The sequence below is a fragment of the Achromobacter deleyi genome (assembly GCF_013116765.2).
Taxonomy (GTDB): domain Bacteria; phylum Pseudomonadota; class Gammaproteobacteria; order Burkholderiales; family Burkholderiaceae_B; genus Achromobacter; species Achromobacter deleyi_A.
The window spans coordinates 532,611-544,339 of sequence record NZ_CP074375.1 but is presented as its reverse complement, the minus strand read 5'-3'; the positions used below and the strand labels follow the sequence as shown (position 1 = coordinate 544,339).

Annotated in this window: 13 protein-coding genes and 1 pseudogene; 7 read left to right on the top strand and 7 right to left on the bottom strand. The window is 66.2% G+C overall.

The features are described from left to right. Window positions 1-142 precede the first annotated feature (142 nt). Window positions 143-292 (bottom strand): annotated as a pseudogene (locus tag HLG70_RS29615) (helix-turn-helix domain-containing protein); the annotation flags it as partial. A gap of 92 nt (window positions 293-384) precedes the next feature. Here HLG70_RS29615 and HLG70_RS02500 point away from each other — a divergent pair. Then, the gene (locus tag HLG70_RS02500; RefSeq protein ID WP_171665305.1) at window positions 385-1,353 is read left to right on the top strand and encodes a Bug family tripartite tricarboxylate transporter substrate binding protein; all 969 of its coding nucleotides are present in this window, start codon (window positions 385-387) and stop codon (window positions 1,351-1,353) included. A gap of 14 nt (window positions 1,354-1,367) precedes the next feature. Continuing rightward, a complete protein-coding gene (locus HLG70_RS02495; RefSeq protein WP_171665306.1) occupies window positions 1,368-2,252 on the top strand; it encodes a TauD/TfdA dioxygenase family protein in 885 nt (294 codons plus the stop codon). A gap of 11 nt (window positions 2,253-2,263) precedes the next feature. Here the strand turns inward: HLG70_RS02495 and HLG70_RS02490 are convergent, their stop codons facing one another. After that, window positions 2,264-3,889 carry a methyl-accepting chemotaxis protein gene (locus HLG70_RS02490; RefSeq protein WP_171665307.1) on the bottom strand — a complete coding sequence of 542 codons (1,626 nt, stop codon included), beginning with the start codon at window positions 3,887-3,889 and terminating at the stop codon, window positions 2,264-2,266. Between the two features lie 283 nt (window positions 3,890-4,172). Here HLG70_RS02490 and HLG70_RS02485 point away from each other — a divergent pair, with 283 nt between their 5' ends. After that, entirely contained in the window at window positions 4,173-4,625 is a 453-nt protein-coding gene (locus HLG70_RS02485) for a GNAT family N-acetyltransferase (protein ID WP_171665308.1), read from the top strand. Between the two features lie 13 nt (window positions 4,626-4,638). On the opposite strand, the gene HLG70_RS02480 is transcribed toward HLG70_RS02485, so the two are convergent. Further along, a complete protein-coding gene (locus HLG70_RS02480) occupies window positions 4,639-5,613 on the bottom strand; it encodes a GlxA family transcriptional regulator (protein WP_171665309.1) in 975 nt (324 codons plus the stop codon). Window positions 5,614-5,783: 170 nt separating this feature from the next. Here HLG70_RS02480 and HLG70_RS02475 point away from each other — a divergent pair, with 170 nt between their 5' ends. Continuing rightward, window positions 5,784-6,140, top strand: coding sequence for a DUF1428 domain-containing protein (locus HLG70_RS02475; protein ID WP_171665310.1), 357 nt, complete (start codon window positions 5,784-5,786; stop codon window positions 6,138-6,140). 46 nt (window positions 6,141-6,186) lie between these two features. Next, window positions 6,187-6,684 (top strand): VOC family protein, encoded by a 498-nt coding sequence (locus tag HLG70_RS02470; RefSeq protein ID WP_171665311.1) that lies wholly within the window; start codon window positions 6,187-6,189, stop codon window positions 6,682-6,684. A 51-nt stretch (window positions 6,685-6,735) separates the two neighbouring features. Here the strand turns inward: HLG70_RS02470 and HLG70_RS02465 are convergent, their stop codons facing one another. From HLG70_RS02465 to HLG70_RS02455, 3 genes are all read right to left on the bottom strand, one after another. Beyond that, window positions 6,736-7,248, bottom strand: a complete 513-nt coding sequence (locus HLG70_RS02465) for a DUF1993 domain-containing protein (protein WP_171665312.1) — start codon at window positions 7,246-7,248, stop codon at window positions 6,736-6,738. Between the two features lie 182 nt (window positions 7,249-7,430). Then, window positions 7,431-8,495 (bottom strand): extracellular catalytic domain type 1 short-chain-length polyhydroxyalkanoate depolymerase, encoded by a 1,065-nt coding sequence (locus tag HLG70_RS02460; protein ID WP_234103352.1) that lies wholly within the window; start codon window positions 8,493-8,495, stop codon window positions 7,431-7,433. Window positions 8,496-8,684: 189 nt separating this feature from the next. Further along, entirely contained in the window at window positions 8,685-8,867 is a 183-nt protein-coding gene (locus HLG70_RS02455; protein WP_171665314.1) for a hypothetical protein, read from the bottom strand. A gap of 290 nt (window positions 8,868-9,157) precedes the next feature. On the opposite strand from HLG70_RS02455, the gene trhA reads away from it, so the two are divergent. Continuing rightward, the gene (gene trhA, locus HLG70_RS02450) at window positions 9,158-9,802 is read left to right on the top strand and encodes a PAQR family membrane homeostasis protein TrhA (RefSeq protein WP_171665315.1); all 645 of its coding nucleotides are present in this window, start codon (window positions 9,158-9,160) and stop codon (window positions 9,800-9,802) included. Window positions 9,803-9,814: 12 nt separating this feature from the next. Here trhA and HLG70_RS02445 read toward each other — a convergent pair whose 3' ends face one another. Continuing rightward, window positions 9,815-10,612: an AraC family transcriptional regulator gene (locus HLG70_RS02445; protein ID WP_171665317.1), complete on the bottom strand. Its 798-nt coding sequence runs from the start codon at window positions 10,610-10,612 to the stop codon at window positions 9,815-9,817. A gap of 123 nt (window positions 10,613-10,735) precedes the next feature. On the opposite strand from HLG70_RS02445, the gene HLG70_RS02440 reads away from it, so the two are divergent. Beyond that, window positions 10,736-11,551, top strand: a complete 816-nt coding sequence (locus HLG70_RS02440; RefSeq protein WP_171665319.1) for a sulfite exporter TauE/SafE family protein — start codon at window positions 10,736-10,738, stop codon at window positions 11,549-11,551. The last annotated feature ends 178 nt before the right edge of the window (window positions 11,552-11,729 follow it).

Genomic DNA, 11,729 nt, shown 5'->3' with positions numbered 1-11,729 from the left:
TCGACGTGCCGGAGTAGGCGTCGGCCAGGCTCTGCAGGATCTCCTGCACCGCATCCGTCACGCCCAGGCTTTCCATGGCCGCGAATCCCAGTTCGAACACCTGTGGCGTCAGGCGCCAGCGGCTGTCTTCGCGGGCGGTGTAGCCCTCTTCTTCCAGCGTTTGCAGGAACCGCAGCACGGTGGCGTGCGGCAGGTCGACCGCGCGCGCCAGTTCGGCCAGCGTAGGCCGGCCGTTGCCGCGGAAGGCCCGCATGATGGATAGACACCTCTGGATCGATCTATTATTCTTCATGCGTTCACCTGATAAACATATTGATCACTAGGTGAACAATACACACTAATGATGCTCCCGGCAAGACCGGCGAGCCAGGGAAGGAGACAAACATGAAACGCATCGCACTAGCGCTTGCGGCAGGCCTTGCCCTCTGTACGGGGCCGGCCTTGGCGCAGTCGCCATGGCCGTCGCAACCGATCAAATGGATCGTGCCGTATCCGCCAGGCGGATCGACCGACATGCTTGCCCGGCTGGTCAGCCACAAGCTCGGAGAACGGCTGGGGCAGCCCGTCATCGTCGAGAACAAGGCCGGGGCCGGCGGCAACGTCGGCACCGACTTCGCGGTCAAGCAGCCTCCCGACGGCTACACCATCGTGATGGGCAACATCGGCCCCATCGCCATCAACCCCGCCTTGTACCCGGACCTGCCCTACAAGCCGCAGCGCGACCTGGCGCCGGTCACCATGCTGATGAGCGTGCCGAACCTGCTGGTGGTGAATCCTTCCTTGCCGGTGCGTTCGGTGAAGGAGCTGGTCGCCTACTCCAAGAAGGCGTCCGAGCCGATGGGCTATGCGACGCCGGGCGCCGGCACTTCGCTGCACCTGGCGGGCGAGCTGTTTGCGTCGACGGCGGGCCTGCGGCTGACCCACGTTCCCTATCGCGGCAGCGCGCCCGGGCTGAACGACACGGTGGCCGGGCATGTGCCCATGATGTTCGACAACATGCCTTCCGCGCTGCAGTTGGTGAAGGCGGGCAAGTTGCGGGCGCTGGCCATCACCAGCGCCGCACGCTCGCCGCAGCTGCCCGACGTGCCGACCATGGCCGAGGCAGGATTGCCGGGCTATGAGATCGCCGGATGGTTCGGCGTGCTGGCACCGGCAGCCACGCCCAAGCCCGTGGTGGAGCGCTTGAACAAGGAGTTGCTGGCAGTGCTGGCCCTGCCCGATGTGCGCGAGCAGATCGGGGCCATGGGCGGAATCATCGCCGCCGAAGGACCGGCGGATTTTGGGCGGTACATCGCCGCCGAAACGGACAAGTGGGGCGCGCTCGTGCGCAGCGCCCAGATCAAGATCCAATGAGCAAGGAGACAAGCATGACCACGTATCGCCATCTGGAAACGCAACCCATCGCCGGCGCCCTGGGCGCTGAAATCCGGGGCATCGACCTGTCGCGGCCGCTGTCGGACGATCAGTTCGACGAGGTGCGCGCCGCCCTGCATGAGCATCTGGTGGTTTTCTTTCGCGACCAGCAACTGACGCCGCAACAGCACATCGCGTTCAGCTCGCGCTTTGGCGAACTGCTGGAGGTGCCATTCGTCCGCGCGCTGGAAGGGCATCCGACGATACTTCCCGTGATGAAAGGCAAGGCGGAAAGCACGCGGCGCCTGTTCGGCGGCCTGTGGCACACGGACATGAGCTACGCCGAAGAGCCGCCGCTGGGCTCGGCGCTGTACGGCCGGGTCATTCCGCCGTATGGCGGCGATACGATGTGGGCGAACATGTACCAGGCCTATGACGGCCTGTCTGATCGCCTGAAGCAGATCCTCGATGGGCTGGGCGCGGTGCATAGCGCCGTCCGGTCGTACGGCGCGGGCGGGGCGGTGGTGAACAACGGCGACCCGGCCCACAAGATGGATGTGCGCACCGACAGCCGCGCCGCCAGCGAGGTGGTCCACCCGGTGGTGCGCGTGCATCCGGCGACGGGCAGGAAGGCGCTGTATGTGAACGGCACCTACACGCTGCGCTTTGACGGCATGACGCAGGAAGAAAGCGAACCCCTGCTGCAGTTCCTGTATCGCCATGCGGCGCGCCCGGAATTCACCTGCCGTTTCCGCTGGACGCCGGGATCGCTGGCGCTGTGGGACAACCGCTGTACCCAGCACCTGGCGATGAACGACTACGACGGGTTCGATCGCGAGATGCACCGGACCACGATATCGGGGGACCGGCCGATCGCGGTGCCGCTGCAGGCGCGCTGACGGCCAGCCGTTTACGCCAGCGCCAGCCTGCCCTGCCCTCGCGCCGGGGCCTCGCCCTGGCCGCGGCGGTGGGCGTCTTCCGTCAACCGGAACACGCCCACCGCTCCCACCAGTTCGCGCGCCTGGTCCTGCATGGAGCCTGCGGCGGCGGCGGCTTCTTCGACCAGGGCTGCGTTCTGCTGCGTCACCTCGTCCATCTGCGCGACAGCGCGGTTCACCTGATCGATGCCGCTGGCCTGCTCCTGCGATGCCGCGGCGATCTCGCTCATGATGTCGGTAACGTGCCTGACGGAGGTCACGACCTCCTGCATGGTGGCGCCGGCGCCCTCGACCTGCCTGGAGCCTTCGCCGACCTTGCTGGCGGAGTCCTCGATCAGGGTCTTGATCTCCTTGGCGGCCTGCGCGCTGCGTTGCGCCAGCGACCGGACCTCACCCGCCACGACCGCGAAACCCTTGCCCTGCTCGCCCGCCCGGGCCGCCTCCACGGCCGCGTTGAGCGCCAGGATGTTGGTCTGGAACGCGATGCCGTCGATGACGGAAACGATTTCGGATATCTGGCGCGAGCTGGCCGAAATGTCCTGCATGGTGCTGACCACGGCCGATACGACGTCCCCGCCGCGCTGCGCGATCTCGGAAGCGCTGGCCGCGAGGTGGTTGGCCTGACGGGCGTTGTCGGCGTTCTGCTTCACGGTCGACGCAAGCTGCTCCATCGACGCGGCCGTCTCCTCCAATGAAGCCGCCTGCTCTTCGGTGCGGCTGGACAGGTCGGCGTTGCCCGCAGCGATCTGGCCGGAAGCGCTGGAGATCGTTTCCGAACCATGCCGGATGGCGCGCACGGCGCTGGCCAGCTTTTCCTGCATGTCTTGCAAAGCGTGCAGCAAGCGCCCGGTTTCGTCCTTGGAACCCGCTTCGATCCGCTGGCCCAGATCGCCGCTGGCCACGGTTTCCGCCGCCTTGACGGCGCGCGCAAGCGGGCGGGTGATGGACCGGGTGACCCTCCAGGCGAACAGCGCGCCCAGCGCCACGGCGATGCCCGACAGAGCGAGGTTCAATCGCTCAGCCTCCCGGATGACCTCCTGGCTGGCGACACCGGCCTCGCTCATTTCGGCGGACTGCAGCCTGGAAAGCTCGATGATGCGGTCTTGCAGGCTGTCGAGTATGGGCAGCGTTTCTTCCAGCAGGCGCTGACGCGCCGCATCGCGTTCGCCGTTTTTCAGCAGTGCGCCCACGGACTGGAAGGATTTGACGTATCGGCCACGCACCTCTTCCAGCGTCCGCAGCCTCGCGCTTGTCTCTTCCGTCCTGAACAAAGGCCTTAACGTCGCCAGCGCCTGGTCGATCACCTTGCGGTTCGCGTCGATCTCGGCAAAGAGCTTGTCGGCGGCGGCTGGATTGGCGTTGACGATCAGTTCCAGATTGACGCGCGCATTGGCGCGGGTGGTCACGTCAATGGTCGATATGGCGCTGGCCTTGGTCCAGGTTTCCTGGGTGATGGTCCGGTTGATCTGTCCAATGTGCGTGAGCTCGTACTGAGACACGCCAGCCAGGGCCAGCAACAGGGCAAGCACGACTCCAAAGCCCAGCGCCAGCCGGGCGCCGATGGAAAAATTGCCGAAATTGATGCGGAGAATCGTCATGGGTTTCTACAGTCAGGGGGTCGATCTCCAGCCATCACCATGCAATCAGCGCGCTACCACACAGAAATTTCACGGAACATCGAACCAGGGAAAACCCTAGTCTAGATTCCACGACACAATTTGCAAGATTTTCATGGGGTTTGTTTGAGAATCGGCAAACGACCGCGGATATAAAGCGCCGGCTACACAGCGCCGCCAAGATCGGCGAAGCTAGTCCCAGGGCCTGCGCAAGGTCCGTTCAGCGTGAACTGGCCCTGATCGCTTGAGTGCCCCGGAGGCAACCATGAAACCCTTGAACAATGGCGTGAACGTCGCGCTGGCGACACATGCGGACGCTCCCCTGGTGGAGGCCTTCGCGCGGCTGCTGCCGCAGCTCTCCAAGAGCGCTGCGCCGCTGTCTAAAGCCGATCTGGACGAGATCATCCGCGCGCCCTGCAATCATGTGTTCGTGGCCACCATGGGCCCCGACGAGCGCATCGTGGGCACGCTCACCCTGGTGCATTTCCGTATCCCGACCGGGGTGCGCGCGTGGATCGAGGACGTGGTGGTGGATCAGGAGGCGCGCGGCCTGAAGGTGGGCATGGCGCTCACGCACGCGGCCATCTTGAAGAGCCGCGAACTCAAGGTCAGGACGCTGGACCTGACGTCCAATCCCAGCCGCCTGTCGGCGCATCACCTGTACGAATCGGCGGGCTTCGTCATGCGCGACAGCCGCGTCTACCGGTTCCAGGGCTGAACCCGGAGCCGCCCTACTGGTAGCGCTCGCGGTACCCGACGGGCGACATGCCGCAGTACTTGTTGAAAATATCGCGAAAGGCCTTGGTGTCGTTGTAGCCCACTTCATACATGACCTCGGCCACGCTCTTGCGGGAGGTCTCGAGCCGCTGCTTGGCCGCTTCCACCCGCACGCGCTGCACGTACTCGACGATGCTGTTGCCGGTGGCCTGGCGGAAGCGTCGTTCCAGCGTGCGGCGGCCCAGGGCGTGGCGGCCGGCCAGTTCCTCGACGGTGATCTTTTCCGTGTAGCGGCCTTCGATGTAGTCCTGCACGGCGCGTACGACCTGGTCCGCGTGCGACTTCTGTCCCATGAAGACCGAGAATGGCAGCTGGCTCTGGCGGCTCCAGTCCAGCTGGAAATACTTGGCGCACCAGATGGCCGTGTCGCGGTCTGTGTACTTCTCGATCAGGTGCAGGACCAGATGCGCCGCCGAGAATGCGCCGCCGCTGGTGTAGACCCCGTTTTCCGCCTTGACGATGCGGTCGCTGATCCATTGCACATTGGGAAACAGGCTGGCGTAGAGGTTCTGCGCCACCCAGTGCACGACCGCCTGCTGGCCGTCCAGCACGCCGCCCGCGGCGAGCAGCGCGGCGCCCATGCACAGGCTGGCGACCTCGCCGCCGTCGCGGTGGTGCCGCGACAGCCATTCGATGAGTTCGCGGTTGGACAACACGGCGTCGGACACCGAACCCAGCAGCGGTGGCGCGATGCAGATGTGGATGTCGCGCGCGTCCGCCAGCACCATGTCGGCCTGCACCTTGATGCGGCCGTCGTCCAGGCTGACCTCGCGCGTCAAGGCCAGCGTGCGCACGTGGAACCCGGGCTCGCGGCCATGCGCGGCAAGGTATTCATTGGCCACCAGGAAGCCGTGGCGCGCGGTTTCCAGGGAAGCGATATTGGCCCCCTTGGGCAGAAGGAACGCGACGTTTTTCATGTTGCCAAGCATACGCCTGCAAGCTGACGCAATCCACCCGCAAGAATGTCGCAATTACCTATCTGAAAGCCGGAAGGATCCCGATAAAGTGACACCTGCCGATCCCGAATCCGGACGGCGGCCAGGGCGGCTTGCGGGCGTGCTGGCGATACATAGAACAATCCGGACATTAGGAGTGATCGATGGAAAAGTACATAGATGGTTTCCTGTTGAGCGTACCCAAGGACAAGCTGCCGACGTACAAGGAAATGGCGCGGAAGGCGCAGGCGATCTGGCTGGAGTACGGCGCGCTGGATTACCGTGAAGGCGTTGCGGACGACATCGACCGCGAAGGCTTCGGATCCTTCAGCGCGGCGGCCGGCGCGCGCGAGGGAGAAACGGTGGTGTTCGCCTGGATCCTTTACCCCAGCAAGGTCGAACGCGACCAGATCAACGCCAAGGTCATGTCGGACCCCCGGCTGGCCGGCATGTCCTGCGAGGGCATATTCGACGTCAAGCGCATGTGCTGGGGCGGATTCACCACGCTGATCGGCAATTAAAGGCTGCGCTGCGAGCACAGCCTACCCACCACCCTGGAGACAGATCATGGCCACCACCGCAGTCAAGCCCATCCCTGAAGGCATGCATACGCTCACCCCGCACATCGTGTGCGAAGGCGCATCCGATGCCATCGCCTTCTACAAGAAAGCCTTCAATGCCGAAGAGATCACGCGCCTGCCGGGCCCCAACGGCAAGGTCATGCATGCGGCCATACGCATCGGCGATTCCGTCCTGATGCTGATGGACGATTTTCCGGAATGGGGCAGCCTGGGGCCGCAGGCGCTCAAGGGCACCCCGGTCACCCTGCACCTGTACGTGAAGGATGTGGACGCGGCGCTGCAGCAAGCGGTGGCTGCGGGCGCGCAGGTGACGATGCCGGCCGCCGACATGTTCTGGGGCGACCGCTATGGGCAGGTGGTGGATCCGTTTGGCCACCGCTGGTCCATTGCCACGCACAAGCAGGACCTGACGCCGGAAGAAATCCAGCAGAACATGGCGAAGATGGGCGAGATGAGCGGCTGCGGCGACGCCACGAAAAAATGACGGCACAGGCCGGGACGCGACGGCCCGGCCTGCATTCCGCGTCTGGATCGCCTATTGCGGATAGGGGCCCAGGAAGTCGAGCTTGCCGATCGGCACGCCCGCCTGGCGCAGGATGCCGTAGGCGGTGGTGACGTGGAAATAGAAGTTGGGCAACGCGAAGGTCAGCAGATAGTCGCCGCCCTGGAACTCCTGCTTGAATTCGCCGAAGCTCAAGGTGATCTTGCGGTCTTGCGCGCCATCGACTTGCTCCGGCGTCACGCTTTGCAGGTAGGCGATGGTGTCGGCGATGCGCTGCTGCAATTGCGCAAGCGTGGTCTCTTCATCCGCAAATTTCGGCGCTTCGCCCTGGGACAAGCGCTGCACGGCGAACTTGGACGCGTCGCTTGCGCGCTGGATCTGGCCCGACAGCGGATACATGTCGGGCGCAAGGCGGGCGTTGACGAGCTGGGACGGGTCGATACCTGCCGCCTGAGCGTGAGCGGCGGCTTTTTCCAGCAGCGCGGCCAGCACGGTCAGGCCGCGAACGAAGACAGGCACGGACGCCTGGTACATGGACAGGGACATGGCGATGATTTCCGTAGGACTTTCCAGGCCGGAGCAAGGCGCTCCGGGCTAATCGGGAATGCCGCGATCTTACGCCGCGCCCCGCCGGTCCGGCCGCGTCCGGCGCCGACATGACCATCCCTCATTAACGAACAATAGCGCGCCACCCCTACCCTGCGCGAGGCCTTCGTCGCGCGCCACGCCTAGGACGCAACCTGTTCCTGATCCGCCCGCCCGGCGGCGATGCGGCGCTGGCCCTGGAAGAACCGCCAGACCAGCGCCGAAGCATCGGGGCCGCCACGCGCGTGATACTTCACGGAGGCGTCGCCGCCGCTCCATGCGTGCTCCAGCCGAGTGATCTCGCACAAGCGCAGCACGGTCTTGCGGCCCCGCAACATGTCCACCCGGCGATACGCTTTTTCCGTGCCCAGGCCCAGCACTCGCTCAACCGGCATATCGTCCGGACGCGGGATGTTCAATGCCCGGAACTGTTCGAACAGCTGCCTGGCATTGCGCGGCGCCACAGCCGGATCCAGCTGGCCTTGCAGGATCAGGGCGGGCATACCGAGCTGGAAAACGGCCGGGTCCGCCACCGACTCCAGCAGCGGCAGCAACGGCTTGATGCTGCCGCGCCGCATCGTGCTTACGCCGCTGGCGGCGTTGTGGGCGTCGCCCACGACGGGGCCGGAGTGCATGGCAAGCGCGGCAATCAGCGCGGGATGGCGCAGGGCCACCAGCGCAGCCATGCCCGCGCCCGCCGAGAGGCCGGCGACATAAACGCGCTCGGGGTCCAGGCCATGGCGCTCGACCTCTGTCCGGATCAATGCCGCGATCAGGTCGGCCTCGGCGCCGCCATGATCGTCGTCCGGCTGAAACCAGCGCCAGCAGCGCTGCACCTGCCGCGCCATGGACTGCTGCGGATACAGCACCATGAAGCTGCCGGCATCGGCCCATTGGTTCATGCGCGACCCGCGCGCGAATGCCGCCGACGTCTGCCTGCAACCGTGCAGCATCACGACCAGAGGCATGCCCGAGGCGGGAGCGGAAACCGGGGTGTAGCGCGAGAACGCAAGACTGCGGCCGGTGCCGTCGGCAAACTGGCGCGAGGCCTCCCAGCGCCCGCTGCCCAGCGACGGCGCCACCGCGCTGCGAGGCGCGGTGGTGGAAGCCACCTTGGCGGCCTTGGCCGCCTTGGCCGCATGCCCCGCCGCGACGGCCGCCTTGCGCGCCGAGACCGTGCGCTTGCGGGCAGTCTTGGGGGCAGCCATGCGCAACGCCGCGCGCTGGAGCTTGCTGATCTTCTTTGCGGCTTTGAAAAACAGACTACTGAAACTGCGCGCCATTGCCAGGCCCTTGCCAGTAAATCCTTTTTACCTCACGTCCAGGTCCCGGCGCGCATGACTGCGCGAGTATCCGGTTGCGGCGGTCACGCCGCTCGTGAGGGGGGACGCCTGGCCTCAGAACCGGGCGGGTGCGTGCGCTGCGGCGCCAGTGAGCAGTTCCAGACAGGAAATCAGCGCCACGGCGATAGTGAGAATGGAAAGCACCTTGACCACTTTACTGGAGTCGGGCCGGGTCAGCATTGCCGTCATGCGGGTGACGATGTATGCCCCAACCATAAGGCCAATTGCCGGAATCATTGGTGCCTCCCCTAAGAGTATCTGTTGCGGGCGCTTGCGCGCCGCTGGTGTAAGCCCAGAAAGAAGAACGCTTGCCGCCTCTGCGAGCGGTTGCTTAGCGGGTTAAATGTATCACACAGTAACTGCTCCGCCCCGATTTTTTCTTGCCAGGACCTGCCTGTGCCTTTGCACCAGATCAAAGCATCCCGCATCCCGTCCCCGGAAGTCCGCGCGCGCACTTGAGCCGCTGCCGTAAAGCGCCTAAGGTGGAAGCCTTGTCCCAATCAGCCTTGCCCGAACCAGACGCATCCATGTTCCCTAACGACCGTCCTCAGACCTTGGGCGAAGAAATCGCCAACAGCATCAGCCACGGCCTGGGCGCCGCAGGCGCGCTGGCTGCCGCGCCGCTCCTGATAGCCGCCGCCGTGCGCCAGGGCGACGCAGCCTTCATCGCGGGCGCGGCCGTGTTCGCGGCCTCGATGTGCCTGCTGTATCTGGCCTCCACCATTTATCACGCGCTGCCCGTCTGCCGCGCCAAGCAGATCTTCAACGTGCTCGATCATTCCGCCATCTATCTGCTGATCGCGGGCACCTACACGCCGTTCGCGCTGGGCGCCCTGCGCGGCCCCTGGGGCTGGACGCTGTTCGGACTGGTATGGGGACTGGCCCTGCTGGGCGTGGGCCTCAAGGCCAGCAAGCGGCTCAACCGGCCCGCGCTTTCCACCGGGCTGTACCTGGCGATGGGCTGGATCGTTGTCATCGCCGCAAAGCCCCTGCTTGAGCTGGTGCCCACCGGCGGGCTGTGGTGGCTGGTGGCGGGCGGGCTGGCCTACACGGGCGGCGTCGTGTTCTTCGTGTTCGACAACCGCTGGCGCTACGCCCACTTCATCTGGCATCTGTTCGTGCTGGCGGGCACCGCCTGCCATTTTTTCGCGGTGTTCTGGTACGCGGCCTGAAGCCGCGCTTCATCAACCCGGATCTCCAACGGCTGGCCGCCCCTGGTCCTGCCGCAGATACTCCGTGGGCGGCCTGCCCAGCACGCGCTTGAACATCGTGGAAAACGCCGCCGGGCTCTGGTAGCCGAAGTCCAGCGCGATGGTAGTGACGGGCACGCCGGCCGCCAGGCGCGCCAGCGCCAGCACCACGCAGGCGCGTTGACGCCACTCTGAAAACGCCATGCCCGTCTGCTGCCGGAAGTACCGGCTGAAGGTGCGCAGGCTCATGTGCAGGCGGTCCGCCCAGGCTTGCGGCGACACGCTGGCGTCGGGTGCGGCGACGAAAGCGCGGCACAGCGGGGCCAGGCGCTTGTCGCGCGGCAAGGGGATATGCAGCGGCAGCACCGATGCGCGTTCGACCTCATGCAGCAGCAGGGCGGCCAGCGCGCCATCCCGACCCGTCCGGTCGTATTCGGCGGGCATGTCCACCGCCTCGAACAGCAGCTGGCGCAGCAGCGGCGACACATCGATCACCTCGCAGGCGCCGCGGCCCGCGCGCGCCGCGCCGGGTTCGATGTAGGCGCTGCGCGTGCTCACGCCCAGCATGCGGACCTGATGCGTCACCCCCGCCGGAATCCAGACGGCGCGCTGCGGCGGCACCACCCAGTTGCCGTCGCGCGTGACCACGTGCATGACGCCGGTGGCGCCGTAGAGCAGCTGCGCGCGGCGATGCGCATGGGGCGGCAGCAGTTCCCCCGGCGGATAGTCGTTGCCGATGGCGACCACGGCGCGGTCCAGGTGGTCGTACCGGTCGATATGGGTGTTGCGCATGGGATCCATGCCGCTTGCGCGGCGCAAGGGATTGGCCGAAACAAAAACATTATTGTCCAATCCTCGAAGGCAGGCCAATGCCCGGCGCCGTATCGTGACGGCTTTCCCCGAAAGGATGGCGGCATGATCTATCTGGTTCTGGCCTTGTTCGGCGGCGTGAGCGGCGTCACCACGGTGCTGTTCGGCTTTGGCGGCGGCTTTGTGGTGGTGCCGGTGCTGTACGGCGTGCTGACCGCCACGCACGGCGCCCAGGACGCCATCGGCCTGTCGGCCATGCATATCGCGGTGGCCACTTCCACCTGCGTGATGATCGTCAATTCGGTCGCGGCCACGCGCAAGCACCAGCGCGCCGGCAACATCGTGCGCGCCTATGTCTGGCCGCTGGCGGGCTTCATCGGCGCGGGCGCCCTGCTGGGTGCGCTGGCCGCCACCCGCGCCAGCGGCGACCTGGTGCGCTATGCCTTCATCGCCTATCTGGGCGTGACGATCCTGGACTGCCTGCTGCGCCAGGGCTTCATGGCGCAGCACCAGGCGCAGGCGCCGCGGCCGCTGGGACAGGCCGTCGTGGTGGGCGGCGGCGTGGCCATCGGAGCGATCGCGACCTTCCTGGGCGTGGGGGGCAGCGTCATGACCGTGCCGCTGCTGCGCCGGCGCGGCCTGCCCATGGCGAAGGCCGCGGCCATGGCCAACCCGCTGACCCTGCCGGTGGCCATGGTGGGCACGCTGGCCTACATGGCGGCGGCGCGCGAGCTGCCCGCCGCGCTGGCCCCGTGGATCGTGGGTTATGTGGACCTGCTGGCCTTCGCGGCGCTGGCGCTGGGCTCGCTCGCGGGTATCCGCCTGGCGGCGCCGCTCATTCCGCGCATTCCCGACCGGCTGCATGCGCGCGTCTATGTGCTGCTGCTGGCCATTGTGATGCTCAGCATGCTGATCCTGTAGCGCCGGGCCCCGCCACGCGCAAACCTAAGGACACATCGCGGCCAGCAGCGACTACGAAACCGCGCAAAACGTTTCCGCGCCGCTCCCTGGGGCCGCCCTCCTGGCGCGGGCCCGCATATGGTGGCCTGCCGACACAGGAAAACACATCGCGAAACTTGTCCCCTGCCCGGTCCCGTCG